Below are 19051 nucleotides of genomic sequence, written 5' to 3'. Positions count from 1 at the left end.
TAAAAAAACCTAAACCGTGGAACCTTAGAATGAGCACAGCAATCAGTCCGACTGCTTATAACTATAAGGTAGTCCGCCAGTTCGCCATCATGACGGTGGTCTGGGGGATCCTTGGCATGGGGCTCGGGGTGTTCATCGCCTCGCAACTGGTTTGGCCGCAATTGAATTTCGACCTGCCCTGGACGACTTTCGGCCGCCTGCGCCCACTGCACACCAACTTGGTGATCTTCGCCTTCGGCGGATGTGCACTGTTTGCCACCTCCTACTATGTCGTGCAGCGCACCTGCCAGACGCGACTGATTTCCGATGGTCTGGCCGCCTTCACCTTCTGGGGCTGGCAGGCGGTCATCGTCGGCGCCATCATCAGCCTGCCCCTGGGCTACACCACTACCAAGGAATACGCCGAGCTGGAATGGCCGATCGCCATTTTGCTTGCCATCGTGTGGGTGACCTACGGCCTGGTGTTCTTCGGCACCATCGTCAAGCGCAAGACCAAGCACATCTACGTGGGCAACTGGTTCTACGGGGCCTTTATCGTGGTCACGGCGATGCTGCACATCGTCAACCACGCCTCCCTGCCGGTGAATCTGTTCAAGTCCTATTCGGCCTATTCCGGCGCAACGGACGCGATGATCCAGTGGTGGTACGGCCACAACGCCGTAGGCTTCTTCCTCACCACCGGTTTCCTGGGGATGATGTACTACTTCGTGCCCAAGCAGGCCGAGCGTCCGATCTACTCTTATCGCCTGTCCATCGTGCACTTCTGGGCGCTGATCACCCTGTACATCTGGGCCGGCCCTCACCACTTGCACTACACCGCTTTGCCGGATTGGGCACAGTCCCTGGGCATGGCGATGTCGATCATCCTGCTGGCGCCAAGCTGGGGCGGCATGATCAACGGCATGATGACCCTCTCGGGCGCCTGGCATAAGCTGCGCACCGACCCGATCCTGCGGTTTCTGGTGGTGTCCCTGGCGTTCTACGGCATGTCGACCTTTGAAGGTCCGATGATGGCGATCAAGACCGTCAACTCGCTGTCCCACTACACCGACTGGACCATCGGCCATGTACACGCCGGGGCGCTGGGCTGGGTGGCGATGATCTCCATCGGCGCGCTGTACCACATGATCCCCAAACTGTTCGGCCGCGTGCAGATGCACAGCGTCGGGCTGATCAACGCACACTTCTGGCTGGCCACTATCGGCACCGTGCTCTACATCGCCTCGATGTGGGTCAACGGCATCACCCAGGGCCTGATGTGGCGTGCGATCAACGATGACGGCACCCTCACCTACTCTTTCGTCGAAGCGCTGCAAGCCAGCCACCCGGGCTTTATCGTACGTGCCCTGGGCGGTGCGTTCTTTGCCAGCGGCATGCTGTTGATGGCCTACAACGTCTGGCGCACCGTGCGTGCCAGCGACCCTGTAGAAGCCGAAGCCGCCGCCAAGATCGCCGTTGTGGGAGCTCACTGATGAAGCATGAAGTAGTCGAGAAGAACATCGGCCTGTTGGCCTTCTTCATGGTCATCGCCGTGAGCATCGGCGGCCTGACCCAAATCGTCCCGCTGTTTTTCCAGGACGTGACCAACAAGCCGGTCGAAGGCATGAAGCCGCGCACCGCCCTTGAACTGGAAGGCCGCGACGTCTACATCGCCAACGGTTGCGTGGGCTGCCACTCGCAGATGATCCGCCCGTTCCGTGCTGAAACCGAACGCTACGGCCACTACTCGGTCGCCGGTGAAAGCGTGTGGGACCACCCGTTCCTGTGGGGTTCCAAGCGCACCGGCCCGGACCTGGCCCGTGTGGGTGGGCGTTACTCCGATGACTGGCAGCGTGCGCACCTGTACAACCCGCGCAACGTGGTGCCTGAGTCGAAAATGCCGGCGTACCCGTTCCTCGTGGAAAACAAGCTCGACGGCAAGGACACCGCGAAGAAGATGGAAGTCTTGCGCACCCTGGGCGTGCCCTACACCGACGAAGACATCGCCGGCGCAGCCGCAGCCGTGAAGGGCAAGACCGAAATGGACGCATTGGTGGCCTACCTGCAAGGCCTTGGCACCATCATCAAAAGCAAACGGTGACCTACATGGATATCGGGATGATTCGTGGCCTGGGCACCGTTGTGGTGATGGTGGCCTTTATCGGCCTGGCGTTGTGGGTGTTCAGCCCACGGCGCAAGTCGGAGTTTGACGACGCGACCATGCTGCCCTTTGCAGATGATCCCGAAGCCATCAAGCACGTCGAGCAAGCTTCTAGGAGTAACAAAGAATGACTACGTTCTGGAGTCTGTACGTCACAGTCCTCAGTCTGGGTACCATCTTCGCCCTGACCTGGCTGCTGCTGTCGACCCGCAAGGGCCAGCGCACCGAACAGACGGACGAGACCGTCGGCCACTCGTTCGACGGCATCGAGGAGTACGACAACCCGCTGCCCAAGTGGTGGTTCATGCTGTTTGTCGGCACCATCGTCTTCGCCCTTGGTTACCTGGTGCTCTACCCTGGCCTGGGCAACTGGAAGGGTCTGCTGCCAGGCTACAACTACCTCGACAACGACAAGCAAACCCCGTTCGCCAACGGCCAGACCGGCTGGACCGGCGTGCACGAATGGGAAAAGGAAATGGCCAGGTCGGAGGCCAAGTTCGGGCCGATCTTCGCCAAGTTCGCATCGATGCCCATTGAAGAAGTCGCCAAGGACCCGCAAGCCTTGAAGATGGGCGGTCGGCTGTTTGCCTCCAACTGCTCGGTGTGCCACGGCTCCGACGCCAAAGGCGCCTACGGCTTCCCCAACCTGACCGACGCCGACTGGCGCTGGGGCGGTGAACCCAACACCATCAAGGAAACCATCATGAAGGGCCGCCACGCGGTGATGCCGGGCTGGGCCGAAGTCATCGGTGAGCAAGGCGTGGCTGACGTAGCAGGCTTTGTGGTGACCCAACTCGATGGCCGCAAACTGCCGGAAGGTGCCAAGGCCGATGTGGCCAACGGTGAGAAACTCTTCGCCGCCAACTGCGTGGCCTGCCACGGCCCGGCCGGTAAAGGCACCCCCGCCATGGGCGCGCCGGACCTGACGCATCCGGGGGCGTTCATCTACGGTTCAAGCTTTGCGCAACTGCAGCAGACCATCCGTTATGGCCGCCAGGGCCAGATGCCCGCGCAGGAGCAGTTGCAGGGCAATGACAAGGTGCACTTGCTTGCGGCGTATGTGTATAGCTTGTCGCATGGGGATAAGAAGGCTGAGGAGCAGTAAGACCTCTGAAACAATAATCGAGCCCCGCACAGCGAATGCTGGCGGGGCTTTTTTGTTTTAGCTGCGAACCTTTCAAAGCCAAATCTACCGTTCGTAGCCTCAACCTTGCCGCGCGCATTCGCCAGGTAGTAACGTAACTACATTCAGTCCAGCGAAGGGGGACCTACCCCATGACCATCACGACCATTTCCAGCCGCGAATTCAACCAAGACACAAGTGGTGCCAAAAAAGCCGCCCGCAAAGGGCCGGTTTTTATCACTGATCGCGGCAAGCCTGCCCATGTACTGCTAAGCATTGAGGACTACCAGAAGCTGACAGGTCTGAACGCCGACATCGTTGATCTTTTGGTGATGCCGGAAGCCGCCGATATCGACTTCGAAACCGAACGTGCCGTGATCATTCATCGCCCCGTGGACTTTTCTTGATGTATTTACTCGACACGAATGTGATCTCTGAACTGCGTAAACCTCAGGCTGATGCAAATGTCGTGGCGTGGGCAAAAAGTGTGGTGGCGCCACGTATGTTTATTTCGGCGATCACGCTGAAGGAATTGGAAACCGGAGTCCTGCGAATTGAGCGGCGAGACCCGGCGCAGGGGAAGGTGTTGAGAGCCTGGCTCAAGCGTCATGTGATGCCCGCCTTTGATGCCAGAATCCTGCCCGTCGATGCAGCAGTCGCGTTGCGTTGCGCACACTTGCATGTACCCGACCGAGCCAACGAAAGTGATTCATTGATTGCCGCAACTGCGCTGGTTCATGGGCTCACCGTCGTCACGCGCAACATCAGCGACTTCCAATCGAGCGGCGTTGCACTGATCAATCCATGGGACGAATGACCGGCTTACCGACAAAAACCGTCCATACTTGCCAAGTCAATTGATCCAGGTCACGTACACCATCAATTGATTTCCCCCAACGCGACCAAAGGTCGCACCCTTTGCGCACCATCGGGGGCGTATCATTAGGCCACTGCAACACCCTTAATTTGACCCCGGCTGGCACGTACTGGCCGAGGCAAATCTCCACCGCCGTGGGATGCAATGATGAGCGACCAGATACCGGTACATGACGTTACCCCGCCTGCCAAGACCGTCGACCTCTACGCTTCGCGTGAGAAGATTTACACCCGCGCCTTCACTGGCTTGTTCCGCAACTTGCGCATGGTCGGCGGTGCCGCTCTGTTCCTGTTGTACTTCGGCACGGTGTGGCTGAACTGGGGCGGTCACCAGGCGGTGTGGTGGAACCTGCCGGAGCGTAAATTCTTTATTTTCGGCGCAACGTTCTGGCCCCAGGATTTCATCCTGCTGTCGGGCATTCTCATTGTCGCGGCATTTGGCCTGTTCTTTATCACCGTATACGCCGGGCGCGTGTGGTGCGGCTATACCTGCCCGCAAAGCGTGTGGACATGGATCTTCATGTGGTGCGAAAAGGTCACCGAAGGCGACCGCAACCAGCGCATCAAGCTCGACAAGGCGCCCATGAGCGCCAACAAATTCCTGCGCAAGTTCAGCAAGCACAGCCTGTGGCTGCTGATCGGCTTTGCCACTGGCATCACCTTCGTCGGCTACTTCTCGCCGATTCGCGAACTGGTGTTCGACTTTTTCACTGGCCAGGCCGATGGCTGGTCGTATTTCTGGGTGGGTTTCTTCACCCTCGCCACCTACGGCAACGCCGGCTGGCTGCGTGAGCAGGTGTGCATCTACATGTGCCCCTATGCGCGCTTCCAGAGCGTGATGTTCGACAAGGACACCTTGATCGTGTCCTATGACCCCCGCCGTGGCGAAGTGCGTGGCCCACGTAAAAAGGGTACCGACTACAAGGCTCAGGGCCTGGGCGACTGCATCGACTGCACGATGTGCGTGCAGGTATGTCCTACCGGTATCGATATCCGCGACGGGCTGCAAATCGAATGCATCGGCTGCGCCGCCTGTATCGATGCCTGCGATAACATCATGGACAAGATGGAGTACCCACGCGGCCTGATCAGCTACACCACCGAACACAACCTTTCGGGGCAGAAAACCCATAAGCTGCGCCCGCGCCTGATCGGTTACGCCCTGGTATTGCTGGCGATGATCAGCCTGTTGGTGGCCGCCTTCTTCATGCGCTCGCTGGTGGGTTTCGACGTCAGCAAAGACCGCGTGCTGTATCGCGAGAACGCCGAAGGACGCATCGAAAACGTCTACAGCCTGAAGATCATGAACAAAGACCAGCGCGACCACACCTACGTGCTCGACGCCGCTGGCCTGCCAGACCTCAAGCTGCAAGGCCGGCGCGAAATCAAAGTGGCCGCCGGCGATATCGTCAGCATGCCGGTGGAGTTGTCGAGTGCGCCCGAGCAGTTGCCGTCGAGCACCAACGAGGTGACCTTCATCCTCGAAGACGCCGATGACACCAGCGTCCATATTGAAGCCAAGAGCCGATTCATCGGCCCACAAGTCCGTTAACAGGGAACATACGCATGCCCGCAACTACTGCCGCCAGCCCTTGGTACAAGCACCTCTGGCCCTGGATCATCATCGCGATTCTGGCCTGCTCGGTGACCCTGACCTTGTCCATGGTGACCATCGCAGTGAACAACCCGGACAATCTGGTCAACGACAACTACTACGAGGCCGGCAAAGGCATCAACCGTTCCCTGGACCGCGAGCGCCTGGCCCAGACCCTGCAACTGCGCGGCAAGCTGCACCTGGACGAACTGACCGGCGAGGTCGAGCTGCAACTGACTGGCTACAGCAATCCAAATACCCTGGAGCTGAACCTGATCTCCCCGACCCAGCCAGAGAAGGATCGCAAGATCAACCTCACCCGCAGCGACAGCGAGCCCGGCCGCTACATCGGCCAGGTCACCGACAAGGTCGAAGGTCGCCGTTTCGTGGAACTGCTTGGCGTGGAAGGCGGCAACACCTGGCGCCTGTTCGAAGAAGAAGAGGTCAGCCACGACAAGGACTTGCTGCTGGGTGACGAACCGTTGCAGGGCGCCGAGGACCTGAAGAAGTAGACGATGATCGTTCCCACGCTCTGCGTGGTAACGCCTTGCTGGACGCTCTGCGTCCGCTTTGTGACGCAGAGCGTCACGGGCAACATTCCCACGCAAAGCGTGGGAACGATCTGCGGAACCGAGTAATGACCCAACCCACCCCCTGCTACCACTGCGCCCTACCCGTCCCCTCCGGAAGCCGGTTCACCGCCCAGATCCTCGGCGAACGCCGCGAACTCTGCTGCCCGGGCTGCCAGGCCGTGGCCGAGGCGATAGTGGCCGGCGGGCTGGAAAGCTATTATCAACACCGCAGCGAAGCCTCGGCCAACCCCGAGGCGCTGCCCGTGCAGTTGGTGGACGAGCTGGCGCTGTACGACCGCGCCGATGTGCAAAAACCCTTTGTCCGCCATCAAGGCGACCTGGCCGAAACCACCTTGCTGATGGAAGGCATCAGTTGCGCCGCCTGCGGCTGGTTGATCGAGAAGCACCTGCGCAGCCTGCCTGCGGTGGCCGAAGCGCGATTGAACCTGTCCAACCACCGCCTGCACGTGCGCTGGGCCGATGGGCAATTGCCGTTGAGCCAACTGCTCAGCGAGCTGCGCCATATCGGTTACGCCGCCCACCCTTACCAGGCCGACCGCGCCGCCGAACAATTGGCCAGCGAGAATCGCCTGGCCCTGCGACAACTGGGAGTCGCCGGCTTGCTGTGGTTCCAGGCCATGATGGCAACCATGGCCACCTGGCCGGAATTCAATATCGACCTGAGCCCGGAATTGCACGTCATCCTGCGCTGGGTTGCGATGTTTCTGACCACGCCCATCGTGTTCTACAGCTGCGCACCCTTCTTCAAAGGCGCCCTGCGTGACCTGCGCACGCGCCACCTGACCATGGACGTGTCGGTGTCCCTGGCGATTGGCGGCGCGTACCTGGCCGGCATCTGGACGGCGATCACTGGCGTAGGCGAGTTGTATTTCGATGCCGTGGGCATGTTTGCCCTGTTCCTGCTGGCCGGACGCTACCTTGAGCGCCGCGCCAGGGAGCGTACTGCCGCAGCCACCGCCCAACTGGTCAACCTGTTGCCCGCCTCCTGCCTGCGCCTCAAGGACAATGGCCAGAGCGAACGCATCCTGCTCAGCGAGTTGGCACTGGGTGATCGTGTGCTGGTGCATCCCGGTGCGGTGCTGCCGGCGGATGGGGTGATTCTCGACGGCCAATCCAGCATTGATGAATCCCTGCTGACCGGCGAGTACCTGCCGCAACCTCGGCGCACGGGTGAGAGCGTCACGGCCGGCACGCTGAATGTCGAAGGCGCGCTGACCGTCCAAGTACGCGCCCTGGGGCATGACACGCGCCTGTCCGCCATCGTGCGCCTGCTGGAGCGCGCCCAGGCCGAGAAGCCGCGCCTGGCGCAGATCGCCGACCGCGCTGCGCAGTGGTTCTTGTTGTGCTCGCTGATCGCCGCCGCACTGATCGGCCTGCTGTGGTGGGAGCTGGACCCCACCCGGGCGTTCTGGATTGTGCTGGCGATGCTGGTGGCGACCTGTCCATGCGCCCTGTCGCTGGCCACGCCCACCGCCCTTACCGCAGCCACCGGTACCTTGCACAGTCTCGGGTTACTGCTGACCCGCGGCCATGTGCTGGAGGGCCTGAACCAGATCGACACGGTGATTTTCGACAAGACCGGCACCCTCACCGAAGGGCGCCTGGCGTTGCGCGCCATCCGGCCCCTCGGCGCGCTGGACAGCGACCAATGCCTGGGCCTTGCCGCCGCCCTGGAGAACCGCTCCGAACACCCGATTGCCCGTGCCTTCGGCCGTGCGCCGCTAGCCGCCGATGAAGTGCTGAGCACGCAAGGGCTGGGCCTGGAGGGTCGTGTGGGAGAACGTCTGTTGCGCATCGGCCAGCCGGGTTTTGTCTGTGAACTCAGTGGCTGCGCGATTCCCGCCTCGCCGGACGAAGCCGGGCAATGGCTGCTGCTGGGCGACCGCAGCGGGGCGCTGGCCTGGTTCGTACTCGACGACCGTCTGCGCAGCGACGCCCCCGCCTTGCTGGCCGCATGCAAGGCGCGGGGCTGGCGCACGCTGTTGCTCTCCGGCGACAGTTCGCCGATGGTAGCCAGTGTCGCCTCTGAGCTGGGTATCGACGAGGCCCACGGCAGCCTGCGCCCTGACGACAAGCTGCAGGTACTGCAAAACCTGCACAAGGAAGGTCGCAAAGTGCTGATGCTGGGCGATGGGGTCAATGATGTGCCGGTGTTGGCTGCTGCCGATATCAGTGTGGCGATGGGCTCGGCCACCGACCTGGCAAAAACCAGCGCCGATGCGGTGCTATTGTCCAACCGCCTGGATGCGCTGGTGCAGGCCTTCAGCCTCGCGCGGCGCACCCGCCGAGTGATCATCGAGAACCTGTTGTGGGCCGGGTTGTACAATGGCCTTATGCTGCCGTTCGCCGCCCTGGGTTGGATCACTCCGATCTGGGCGGCCATCGGCATGTCCATCAGTTCGTTGACCGTGGTACTCAACGCGTTGCGCCTGACTCGCCTGCCGAGCGCGCAAGCCCCGGGCACCGCCCCAGCAACCCGCCCGCTGCCGGCCTGAGCCGCGTGGGCATGGAGTACAGATGCCAGCTCTCTATGTAATGATTCCGGCGGCACTGCTGTTAGTGGGCGTGGCCATCTACATCTTCTTCTGGGCCGTGGACAGCGGCCAGTACGAAGACCTCGATGGCCCGGCCCATAGCGTGCTGTTCGATGACCAGGACCCGAACCACCTGGCCGCCATCGATGGAGCCAACAACCCCGAGCAACCGCCCAAAGAGCCCCCTCATGCTTGAGCTGATGCCCTTGCTGGTCTCGGCGCTGATCCTCGGCCTGCTCGGTGGTGGCCACTGCTTGGGCATGTGCGGTGGGTTGATGGGCGCGCTGACCCTGGCCATTCCCAAGGAACAACGCAGCCGCCGTTTTCGCCTGCTGCTGGCATACAACCTGGGGCGCATCCTCAGCTATGCCACCGCCGGTTTATTGATCGGCCTGGCCGGCTGGGCGGTGGCCAACAGCCCGGCAGCGATGTTCATGCGTGTGCTCGCCGGCCTGCTGTTGGTCTGCATGGGCCTGTACCTGGCCGGCTGGTGGAGCGGCCTCACCCGTATCGAAAGCCTGGGGCGCGGCCTGTGGCGGCATCTGCAGCCAGTGGCCAACCGTTTGCTGCCGGTGTCCAGCCTGCCCCGCGCCTTGTTGCTGGGTGCGCTGTGGGGCTGGTTGCCGTGCGGGCTCGTCTACAGCACCCTGCTATGGGCGGCGAGCCAGGGCAATGCACTGGACAGCGCCTTGCTGATGCTGGCGTTCGGGCTGGGCACCTGGCCGGTGCTGCTGGCCACCGGGCTGGCCGCCGAACGGGTGACGGCGTTGTTGCGCAAGCGCAGCGTGCGGGTGGCCGGCGGGGTGCTGGTGATGATCTTCGGCCTCTGGACCTTGCCCGGCCCCCATCAGCACTGGCTAATGGGGCATTAACAGGCCCTGTGGCATAGCGCCGCTCCCCGTTGATGCAAATCAACATGCCTTGCCTGCCCTGCCCCTAGACTCGGCCCACTAGCCAATCCGGGGGACCGCCCGCATGCTCGACGCCATTCGTTGGGACACAGATCTGATTCACCGCTACGACTTGGCGGGGCCGCGCTACACGTCCTACCCCACCGCCGTACAATTTGACAGCCAGGTCGGCACCTTCGACCTGCTCCACGCCCTGCGTGACAGCCGAAAGGCAGTGCGGCCACTGTCGCTGTACGTGCATGTACCCTTCTGCGCCAACATTTGCTACTACTGCGCCTGCAACAAGGTGATCACCAAGGACCGGGGGCGCGCCCAGGCCTACCTGCAGCGCCTGGAGCAGGAGATCCAATTGGTGGCCTGCCACCTCGACCCGCAGCAACCCGTTGAGCAACTGCATTTCGGCGGCGGTACGCCAACGTTTCTCAGCCACGATGAACTGCGCCAGGTGATGACACGCCTGCGCCAGCATTTCAATTTGCTGGATGATGACTCGGGCGACTACGGCATCGAAATCGACCCGCGCGAAGCCGACTGGGCCACCATGGGCCTGCTACGCGAACTGGGCTTCAACCGCGTGAGCATCGGCCTGCAAGACCTCGACCCCGAGGTGCAACGGGCGGTCAACCGCCTGCAAAGCCTGGAGGAAACCCGCGCCGTGATCGATGCAGCGCGCACCTTGCAATTTCGCTCGATTAATATCGACCTGATCTACGGCCTGCCCAAGCAGTCGCCGTTGAACTTTGCGCGCACCGTGGAGGAAGTTATCCGCTTGCAGCCTGACCGCCTGTCGGTATTCAACTACGCGCACCTGCCGGAACGCTTCATGCCCCAGCGGCGGATCAACACCGACGACCTGCCCTCGCCGGCAGAAAAACTGCTGATGCTGCAAACCACCATCGAACAACTGACCCAGGCCGGTTACCGCTACATAGGCATGGACCACTTTGCGCTGCCGGACGACGAACTGGCGGTGGCCCAGGAAGAAGGCAAGCTGCAGCGCAACTTCCAGGGTTACACCACCCACGGGCACTGCGACCTGATTGGGCTGGGGGTGTCGGCGATCAGCCAGATCGGCGACCTGTATTGCCAGAACAGCAGTGACCTGAACCAGTACCAGAATGCCTTGGCGGGCGCGCAACTGGCGACCAGCCGCGGCCTGGTCTGCACTACGGACGACCGGTTGCGACGGGACGTGATCCAGCAGTTGATCTGCAATTTCAGCCTGGCATTCGAGGGAATCGAACAGGCGTACAACATCGATTTTCGCGGCTATTTTGCCGAGTCATGGCCGCAATTGCAGACAATGGCCGATGATGGCTTGATCGAACTGGACGCCCAGGGCATTCGCGTGCTGCCGGCCGGGCGCTTGTTGGTGCGCTCGGTGTGCATGGTGTTCGATGCCTACCTGGAGCACCAGAACAGGCAACGGTTTTCGCGGGTGATTTGATTACATCGCCAGGGAGGCAGCTTTCATCGAATCCTCGGCACTCATGCCTTTCATCGCCTTGGCCAGCGACGTCTGAGCCGACATCAGGCCAGCCTGCAGCGAACCGATCTCGGTCTGCAGCGCGCTGGCCTTGGCACGCGCCTCTTCAGGGGAAAGATTACTGTCCGCGGCCACCGCCGCCAGTTCGGCCTGTTTTTCGGCGATCTGTTGCTTCAGTTGGCGGATCATTTTCAGTACCTGTTTGACGTTGTCTTCCAGGCCACTGTCATCGATGTCCGCATTGCTGCGCTGCTCCACGCCTGCCGCTTTGAATGCCGCAGCGGAAATAGTCACTGTCACACCTTCCACGACCTTGGTTTCAGAAGATTTTTCAAGGGTGGGACCTTCGTCCTTGAGCGCAGTAACCGGCTTCGCGTCAGGCACAACAGGGATGCGAATAGCCGGGTTGTAGGCCGCTATAACAGACATGATCCGAGCTCCGTCTAAGAGATGTGCTCTTTGTATCGACCTCAAGCAACAAATCTTTATACCTGTGCAGGTTTTCTGTACACGCTGGCCTCGCTGCCCCCCAGTGCGTTACCCTTACGTCTTATGTGTGTTTTCCCACAAGGATTTAAGAAATGTCCGAGCCAGTCAAACTGCGCGCTCACAGCCAGGCCCATTGCAAGGATTGCAGCCTGGCCCCCCTCTGCCTGCCACTTTCGTTGAATCTGGAAGACATGGATGCGCTGGACGACATCGTCAAACGCGGCCGCCCACTGAAAAAAGGCGAGTTTCTGTTTCGCCAGGGCGACAAGTTTGATTCCGTCTATGCAGTACGCTCGGGCGCGTTGAAGACCTTCAGCCTCAGCGACGGCGGCGAAGAGCAAATCACCGGTTTCCACCTGCCAAGCGAGTTGGTCGGGCTGTCGGGGATGGACACCGAGATTCATCCGGTATCGGCCCAGGCCCTGGAAACCACGTCGGTGTGCGAAATTCCTTTCGAGCGCCTGGATGAACTGGCCCTGCAACTGCCGCAATTGCGCCGCCAGTTGATGCGCGTGATGAGCCGTGAGATTCGTGACGACCAGCAAATGATGCTGCTGCTGTCGAAGAAAACCGCCGACGAGCGTATCGCCACGTTCCTGGTCAACCTGTCGGCGCGCTTTCGCGCCCGTGGGTTCTCGGCCAACCAGTTCCGCCTGAGCATGTCGCGCAATGAGATCGGTAATTACCTGGGCCTGGCAGTGGAGACCGTGTCCCGCGTGTTTACCCGTTTCCAGCAGAACCAGTTGATTGCCGCCGAGGGTAAAGAAGTGCATATCCTCGACCCGATCCAGCTGTGTGCATTGGCTGGCGGTTCGCTGGAGGTCTGATCCAGGCTGCGGCCGCGCCAATCGGCGAGGCCGCAGGTATACTTCGAGTCCGTTTTCCGCTCTGGACTCCTCGACGATGACTTTTGATTCGTTCGACATCAAATCCCTGATTCGCCCCGTTATCGACTTCCCCAAGCCGGGTGTGATCTTTCGTGACATCACGCCGCTGTTTCAATCGCCCCGCGCCCTGCGCCTGGTGGCCGACAGCTTTGCCCAACGCTATGTCGAAGCCGATTTCACCCATATCGGTGCAATGGATGCCCGTGGCTTCCTGATCGGCTCGATCATCGCCTACCAACTCAACAAGCCGCTCATCCTGTTCCGCAAGCAAGGCAAGCTGCCGGCGGACGTGCTGGCTGAGGGTTACCAGACCGAGTACGGCGAAGCGTTCCTGGAAGTGCACGCCGACAGCCTGTGCGAAGGCGACTCCGTGCTGATGTTCGATGACCTGATCGCCACCGGCGGCACCCTGATTGCGGCGGCGAACCTGGTGCGGCGCATGGGGGCAAAGATCTTTGAAGCCGCGGCGATTATTGATTTGCCGGAGCTGGGTGGCTCGCAGCGCTTGGCAGACATGGGGATTCCGACGTATTGCCTGACGCAGTTCGGGCTGACTGAGAGATAAGCGTCGTCAGTACTGACGCCATCGCGGGCAAGCCCGGCTCCCACCTTGGAATGCATTCTCCTGTGGGAGCCGGGCTTGCCCGCGATGAGGCCGAAAGAACACCCCGGCTTACAACCCCATCTGCTTACTGATGATTTCATTCATCACTTCGCGCGTCCCGCCACCAATCGACAAAATCCGGTTATCGCGATACAGCCGCTCCACCAGACTGCCACGCATATATCCCTGCCCGCCCAATATCTGCACCGCGTCATACGTCACCCGATCAGCGGTATCGGTAGCCAGATTCTTGGCCATGGAAATCTCTTTGATTACGCTCTTGCCGGCGGCCATCTTCGCGGCCTGGCGATAGGTGAACTCGCGGGAAACCTCCACGGCGGTAGCCATTTCCGCCAGGCGATGCTTGAGCACCTGGAATTTGCCGATGGGTTTGCCGAATGCTTCGCGCTGGGCGGCCCACTGGAGGCTTTCCTCCAAGGCCAGTTGCGCGGTCATGTTGGCCATGAGGGCCAAGGCCAGGCGCTCGCTCTGGAAGTTGCCCATGATGCAGGCAAAGCCCATGTTCTCGACACCGACGAGATTGCCCACAGGCACGCGGCAGTCATCGAAGAATAACTCGGCGGTGTCCGACGCCCACCAGCCCATCTTCTTCAGTGGCTGGCCGACGGTAAAACCGGGCGTGTCTTTTTCAATCAGCAGCAGGCTGATGCCACCAAAGCCCGGCCCACCCGTGCGCACGGCCACGGTGTAGAAATCAGCGCGAGTGCCGCTGGTGATAAAGGTCTTGGCACCGCTCACGCGGTAATGCTCGCCTTCACGTACGGCGCGGGTTTGCAGGTTGGCTACATCCGAGCCGCCGCTGGGCTCGGTGACCGCCAGGGCGATGATCTTCTCGCCGGCGAGCACCAGAGGCGCTATGCGCTCACGCACGTCGGGCCGGGCCCATTTGACGATGGGCGGCAGGCCGATATCCAGGGAGCCGAGCCCTGCCACCACGCCGCCGGAGCCGCAGCGCATCAGCTCTTCGCTGGCGGCGACCTTGGCGAACAGATCGCCTTCGTGGCTGCCACCCAGCGTTTCGGGGTAGCCGATGCCCAGAATGCCCGCCGCACCGGCCTTGAGGTAAAGCTCACGGGGAAAGCTCTCAGCTTCCTCCCAGTGCTCGATGCCCGGCAGCATCTCGCGCTCGACGAAGCGGCGCACGCTGTCGCGGACCAATTGGTGGCTGGGATCGAAGTATTCCTGATAGGCAGACATCGGCAAGCTCCATGGCGAGATGGAGCGAACTTACCAAGCGCTTGCTTGGTTATCAAGTCATACACAGGGACTGTGTCTGCGCTAATCCTGTAGGAGCGAGCTTGCTCGCGAAAAACGTCAACGATAACGCGTGCTTCCTGAGTGAACGCGGCGCCTATTAGTTTTTCGCGAGCAAGCTCGCTCCTACAGGGTTAGGAAGCTCCAGATTGCAGTGGCTTTTAGAGGGCGATGGGTTTGCGGCCTGCGAACGAGTGCGCCAGGGTGCCGCCGTCCACCAATTCCAGCTCGCCCCCCAACGGTACGCCATGGGCGATCCGTGAAGTAATCAAACCTTTATTGGTCAGCAACTGGGCGATGTAGTGCGCGGTGGCTTCACCTTCCACCGTCGGGTTGGTTGCCAGGATCACTTCGGTAAAGGTGCCCTGCTCTTCGATTCGCGCCACCAGTTGTGGAATACCGATGGCTTCCGGCCCCAAACCGTCGAGCGGCGACAGGTGGCCCTTGAGCACAAAGTAACGCCCGCGGTAACCGGTTTGCTCCACGGCGTACACATCCATCGGCCCTTCCACCACGCACAGCAACGTGTCGTCGCGACGCGGGTCGGCGCATTGCGGGCAGAGTTCTTCTTCGGTGAGGGTGCGGCACTGGCGGCAGTGGCCCACGCCCTCCATGGCCTGGCTCAGGGCCTGGGCCAGGCGAGTGCCGCCGCTGCGGTCACGCTCCAGCAGTTGCAGCGCCATGCGCTGGGCAGTTTTCTGGCCAACGCCGGGCAAGGTGCGCAAGGCGTCGATCAGTTGGCGAATCAGGGGGCTGAAGCTCATGGGCGAAGGGTCCGACAAAACAACGAGACGCGGTTTATACCCGCGCCCCGGATTAGCGTCAAATACTCAATCCTGCGCGACGCGCACCACCAACTTGCCGAAGTTGCGCCCTTCGAGCAGGCCGATAAAGGCTTCGGGCGCCTGCTCCAGGCCGTCGACCACGTCCTCGCGGAACTTGATCTTGCCCTCGCGCACCCAAGGCGCCATGGCACTGAGGAACTCCGGCTGGCGGTCGCCGTAGTCATCGAACACGATAAAGCCCTGGATGCGCACCCGCTTGGTCAGCAAGGTGCGTTGCAGGGCCGGCAAACGGTCAGGGCCGCTGGGCGCTTCATGGGTGTTATAGCCGGCAATCAACCCGCACAGCGGCACGCGCGCTTTGGGGTTGAGCAAAGGCAGCACGGCATCGAAGACTTTACCGCCGACGTTTTCGAAGTAAATGTCCACGCCTTTGAAACAGGCCAGGGCCAGCTCATGGGCAAAATCTTCGCTCTTGTGGTCGATACAGGCGTCAAAGCCCAACTCATCCACCACGTAGCGGCACTTGTCTGCGCCACCGGCAATGCCCACCACGCGCAAGCCCTTGAGCTTGGCCACTTGGCCCACCACCGACCCCACTGCGCCAGACGCAGCCGCCACCACCAGGGTTTCCCCGGCCTTGGGCTGGCCGATATCCATCAAGCCCATATAGGCCGTCATGCCCGGCATACCCAGTACGCCCAAGGCCATCGACGGACTCGGCAACCCCTTGGGCAGCGGGATCAGGTTATGGCCTTCGCAAATGCAGTGGCTTTGCCAGCCGGTGGCGCCGACCACCAGGTCGCCCACTTCGAATTTCGGGTTGCGCGATTGCTCGACACGGCTGACAGCCCCACCGGTCATCACCTCGCCGATTTCCACGGGCGCGGCGTAGGACGGCGCGTCACTCATGCGTCCACGCATGTAAGGGTCCAGGGACAGGTACAGGGTCTTGAGCAACACCTGACCGTCTGCCAGGTCCGGCAGGCTCACACGTTCCAGGCGAAAGTTTTCCGGCGTGGGTGCGCCTTGAGGGCGTGAGACCAGAACGATGCGTTGGTTGAGCGTCATTTCTTGAGGCATCAGCGGGGCTCCTTTATCGGTGAGTGGTTTCAACGGTATAGGGTGCAGACCATCGGTGAAGGCCTGGGGTTCGATGTTTCGACCGGCCAAAAAAAATGCCAGGCGCGATGCCTGGCATTTGAGTCTAGCTAAAACCTGTATCAGAACGGCAGTTTCATGCCCGGTGGCAGTTGCATACCAGCGGTCACGCCGGACATTTTGTCCTGGCTGTTGGCTTCGATCTTGCGCACAGCGTCGTTGACGGCTGCGGCGAACAGCGCTTCGAGCATTTCCAGGTCATCTTCACCCACGCCTGGCAATACGCTTGGATCGATGCTGACACGCTTGATGTCGTGACGACCGGTCATCACCACGCTGACCATATCGCCACCGGCTTTACCGGTGACTTCGGCGTTGGCCAGCTCTTCCTGCATCTTGGCCATTTTTTCCTGCATCTGCTGCGCCTGCTTCATCAGGCCGGCCATGCCACCTTTCATCATGGGAATCACCTCAAAAGTACGTGGATCAATGAGTAGCCGGTGTCATGACGCTTGGGGCACCGGGGCTTCGACAGGTTCAATAGTATCGTGGCGGACGACCGCACCGAACTGTTGCATCATTTGTTGGATAAGCGGATCTGCGTGGATCGAGTCCTCGGCCTCGCGCTGGCGGTTAAGGCGCCGACGGGTCGCTGCCTGGGCCGGGGTTTCCTGCTCGGGCTTGATCAGCTCGATGGCGATGGTCAGCGTGCGCCCATGGTACTGGTTGAGCGCATCGTTGAGCCGACGCTGCTGGGTGGCGTTGAACAAGGCGCTATGGGCCGGGTCCAGGTGCAGCAGCCAGTGGTCGCCTTCGATGGAAATCAGGGTGCAGTTGGCGGCGATACTGCCGGTCATGCCGGAGATCGGCAATTTCGGAAACAATTCCAGCCATTGCAGGGCCAGGCCGGTAGCCGGGGCCGCGGCAGGTTCTGCCTCGGGCTCGGGCGCAGGTTCCGCGGTGTGCTCACTGGCCAAATCGTCCAGGTAGCTGTAGGCCGAATCCATGTCCGGCTCGATGTAGTCTTCGTCCAGCGGCGGTTCGTCGTCCAGGTCAATGCCGGGAGTGGCCGCGTCGACCTGGGCGACCGTCGGTTCAGGAACGGGGGCCGATACCCACTCAGGGGCATCCGGCACCACGCTGTCCGGAGTCGGCGCAGGCATCGGCGTCAGCTCGGGTTGCTCGCCGGTGGTTTCCAGCACGGGCTCCACGGCGGGCTGTTGCTCGGGCTCTACTTGCGCTTCGACCGGGTCATTCCAAGGCAAGTCGACCACGGGCTCGGGCTCGATGACCGGCTCGGGCTCGACCACCGGTGCGACGGCAACCGGCGCAGGTTCGGGCTCAGGTGCCGGCGCAACCGGCTCAGGCACAGCAACCGCAGGCGCAGTAACTACTGGCGCGACAACGGCCGCGCCAGCCACTGGTTTGGCGGAATCAACTGTGGCCTGGCTGATCCCCACTGGCTTTAGCGGCTGTCTCGGTGCGTCTGCCGAATCTGCCGGCCGGAATGCCAGCATGCGCAGCAGCACCATTTCAAAGCCACCCCGAGGGTCGGGTGCCAGGGGCAGGTCGCGGCGACCGATGAGGCCCATCTGGTAGTAGAACTGTACGTCTTCGGCCGGCAAGGCCTGGGCCAGGGCCAATACGCGATCTCGGTCGCCATGGCCGTTGTCCACGCCTTCCGGCAGGGCCTGGGCGATGGCGACGCGATGCAATACGTTGAGGATTTCCGAAAGCACGCCATTCCAGTCCGGGCCTTGCTCCGACAGGTGGCGCACCGCTTCGAGCAACGCCTTGGCGTCTCCTTCGATCAGCGCGTGGAGCACGTCGAACACCTGGCCGTGGTCCAGGGTACCGAGCATGGCGCGCACGTCGGCGGCCATGACCTTGCCTTCACCAAACGCGATGGCCTGGTCGGTGAGGCTCATGGCATCGCGCATCGAACCATCAGCGGCGCGGCCCAGCAACCACAGCGCGTCATCTTCGAACGGTACGTTCTCGACACCCAGCACATGGGTCAAATGCTCGACCACACGCTCGGGGGTCATGTTTTTCAGGGAGAACTGCAGGCACCGCGACAAAATCGTTGCCGGAAGTTTCTGCGGGTCGGTGGTGGCCAGGATGAACTTGACGTAGGGCGGCGGCTCTTCCAGGGTTTTCAACAAGGCGTTGAAGGAGTGGCTGGACAGCATGTGCACTTCGTCGATCAGGTAGACCTTGAAGCGGCCACGGCTCGGCGCGTACTGCACGTTGTCCAGCAGCTCGCGGGTGTCTTCGACCTTGGTTCGGCTCGCGGCATCGATCTCGATCAGGTCGACGAAACGCCCCTCGTCGATCTCACGGCACACCGAACAGGAGCCACAAGGCGTCGAGGTAATACCGGTTTCACAATTCAGGCACTTGGCGATGATGCGCGCAATCGTGGTCTTGCCCACCCCACGCGTACCGGTGAACAGGTAGGCATGGTGCAGCCGTTGGCTGTCCAAGGCATTGATCAGAGCCTTGAGCACATGGGTCTGGCCGACCATTTCGCGGAACGAGCGCGGGCGCCATTTACGTGCAAGAACCTGATAACTCATCGAAAACCGTCGCAACTGGGAAGCAGAAGCCGGTAATGCTAGCGGAGCAAGGGGGAAATTGCATCCGGCACGCTCGT

The 19051-nt window shown here is 61.5% G+C and carries 20 protein-coding genes; 14 read left to right on the top strand and 6 right to left on the bottom strand.

The features are described 5' to 3' along the window. Nucleotides 1-29 precede the first annotated feature (29 nt). From ccoN to hemN, 12 genes are all read left to right on the top strand, one after another. Nucleotides 30-1472, top strand: coding sequence for a cytochrome-c oxidase, cbb3-type subunit I (ccoN, locus tag HBO10_RS12490; protein WP_014719443.1), 1443 nt, complete (start codon nt 30-32; stop codon nt 1470-1472). Then, on the top strand, nt 1472-2080 hold the full coding sequence (gene ccoO, locus HBO10_RS12485) for a cytochrome-c oxidase, cbb3-type subunit II (RefSeq protein ID WP_003193167.1): 609 nt from the start codon (nt 1472-1474) through the stop codon (nt 2078-2080). The genes ccoN and ccoO overlap by 1 nt, the downstream gene beginning before the upstream one ends. 5 nt (nt 2081-2085) lie before the next feature. Beyond that, nucleotides 2086-2271 carry a CcoQ/FixQ family Cbb3-type cytochrome c oxidase assembly chaperone gene (locus tag HBO10_RS12480; RefSeq protein WP_003193169.1) on the top strand — a complete coding sequence of 62 codons (186 nt, stop codon included), beginning with the start codon at nt 2086-2088 and terminating at the stop codon, nt 2269-2271. Further along, entirely contained in the window at nt 2268-3245 is a 978-nt protein-coding gene (ccoP, locus tag HBO10_RS12475) for a cytochrome-c oxidase, cbb3-type subunit III (RefSeq protein WP_014719444.1), read from the top strand. Before HBO10_RS12480 ends, ccoP begins: the two co-directional genes overlap by 4 nt. Nucleotides 3246-3415: 170 nt before the next feature. Beyond that, nucleotides 3416-3670: a type II toxin-antitoxin system Phd/YefM family antitoxin gene (locus tag HBO10_RS12470; RefSeq protein ID WP_034128400.1), complete on the top strand. Its 255-nt coding sequence runs from the start codon at nt 3416-3418 to the stop codon at nt 3668-3670. Continuing rightward, complete coding sequence (locus HBO10_RS12465) at nt 3670-4080, top strand: type II toxin-antitoxin system VapC family toxin (protein ID WP_034128399.1); 411 nt, start codon at nt 3670-3672, stop codon at nt 4078-4080. The genes HBO10_RS12470 and HBO10_RS12465 overlap by 1 nt, the downstream gene beginning before the upstream one ends. 207 nt (nt 4081-4287) lie before the next feature. Further along, nucleotides 4288-5691, top strand: a complete 1404-nt coding sequence (gene ccoG, locus HBO10_RS12460) for a cytochrome c oxidase accessory protein CcoG (RefSeq protein WP_034128398.1) — start codon at nt 4288-4290, stop codon at nt 5689-5691. 14 nt (nt 5692-5705) lie between these two features. Beyond that, nucleotides 5706-6245 carry a FixH family protein gene (locus HBO10_RS12455; protein WP_014719446.1) on the top strand — a complete coding sequence of 180 codons (540 nt, stop codon included), beginning with the start codon at nt 5706-5708 and terminating at the stop codon, nt 6243-6245. 125 nt (nt 6246-6370) lie between these two features. Beyond that, nucleotides 6371-8821: a heavy metal translocating P-type ATPase gene (locus tag HBO10_RS12450; RefSeq protein ID WP_034128397.1), complete on the top strand. Its 2451-nt coding sequence runs from the start codon at nt 6371-6373 to the stop codon at nt 8819-8821. Nucleotides 8822-8843: 22 nt separating this feature from the next. After that, nucleotides 8844-9056 carry a cbb3-type cytochrome oxidase assembly protein CcoS gene (gene ccoS / locus HBO10_RS12445; protein WP_034128396.1) on the top strand — a complete coding sequence of 71 codons (213 nt, stop codon included), beginning with the start codon at nt 8844-8846 and terminating at the stop codon, nt 9054-9056. Further along, complete coding sequence (locus tag HBO10_RS12440; RefSeq protein ID WP_034128395.1) at nt 9049-9732, top strand: sulfite exporter TauE/SafE family protein; 684 nt, start codon at nt 9049-9051, stop codon at nt 9730-9732. The genes ccoS and HBO10_RS12440 overlap by 8 nt, the downstream gene beginning before the upstream one ends. Nucleotides 9733-9835: 103 nt before the next feature. Beyond that, entirely contained in the window at nt 9836-11218 is a 1383-nt protein-coding gene (hemN, locus tag HBO10_RS12435; protein ID WP_034128394.1) for an oxygen-independent coproporphyrinogen III oxidase, read from the top strand. Here hemN and HBO10_RS12430 read toward each other — a convergent pair whose 3' ends face one another. Further along, a complete protein-coding gene (locus HBO10_RS12430; protein WP_080757733.1) occupies nt 11219-11686 on the bottom strand; it encodes a FlxA-like family protein in 468 nt (155 codons plus the stop codon). It abuts the gene before it with no gap. 152 nt (nt 11687-11838) lie between these two features. Here HBO10_RS12430 and fnr point away from each other — a divergent pair, with 152 nt between their 5' ends. Beyond that, entirely contained in the window at nt 11839-12573 is a 735-nt protein-coding gene (fnr, locus tag HBO10_RS12425; RefSeq protein ID WP_005790290.1) for a fumarate/nitrate reduction transcriptional regulator Fnr, read from the top strand. A 76-nt stretch (nt 12574-12649) separates the two neighbouring features. After that, entirely contained in the window at nt 12650-13198 is a 549-nt protein-coding gene (locus HBO10_RS12420; protein WP_034128393.1) for an adenine phosphoribosyltransferase, read from the top strand. Nucleotides 13199-13306: 108 nt separating this feature from the next. Here HBO10_RS12420 and HBO10_RS12415 read toward each other — a convergent pair whose 3' ends face one another. The 5 genes from HBO10_RS12415 to dnaX form a co-directional block, all read right to left on the bottom strand. Beyond that, complete coding sequence (locus HBO10_RS12415; protein WP_034128392.1) at nt 13307-14455, bottom strand: acyl-CoA dehydrogenase family protein; 1149 nt, start codon at nt 14453-14455, stop codon at nt 13307-13309. Between the two features lie 218 nt (nt 14456-14673). After that, nucleotides 14674-15276 (bottom strand): recombination mediator RecR, encoded by a 603-nt coding sequence (gene recR / locus HBO10_RS12410; RefSeq protein WP_014719453.1) that lies wholly within the window; start codon nt 15274-15276, stop codon nt 14674-14676. A 66-nt stretch (nt 15277-15342) separates the two neighbouring features. After that, nucleotides 15343-16377 (bottom strand): NADP-dependent oxidoreductase, encoded by a 1035-nt coding sequence (locus HBO10_RS12405; protein ID WP_034128391.1) that lies wholly within the window; start codon nt 16375-16377, stop codon nt 15343-15345. Between the two features lie 140 nt (nt 16378-16517). Beyond that, on the bottom strand, nt 16518-16856 hold the full coding sequence (locus HBO10_RS12400; protein ID WP_003193199.1) for a YbaB/EbfC family nucleoid-associated protein: 339 nt from the start codon (nt 16854-16856) through the stop codon (nt 16518-16520). A gap of 42 nt (nt 16857-16898) precedes the next feature. Continuing rightward, nucleotides 16899-18974 (bottom strand): DNA polymerase III subunit gamma/tau, encoded by a 2076-nt coding sequence (gene dnaX / locus HBO10_RS12395; RefSeq protein ID WP_034128390.1) that lies wholly within the window; start codon nt 18972-18974, stop codon nt 16899-16901. Nucleotides 18975-19051: the final 77 nt, after the last annotated feature.

The sequence above is a fragment of the Pseudomonas sp. WS 5503 genome (assembly GCF_012985385.1).
GTDB classification, from domain to species: domain Bacteria; phylum Pseudomonadota; class Gammaproteobacteria; order Pseudomonadales; family Pseudomonadaceae; genus Aquipseudomonas; species Aquipseudomonas paracarnis.
Note: the sequence above shows the minus strand (reverse complement) of the source record. Positions and strands in the feature narration are given on the sequence as shown.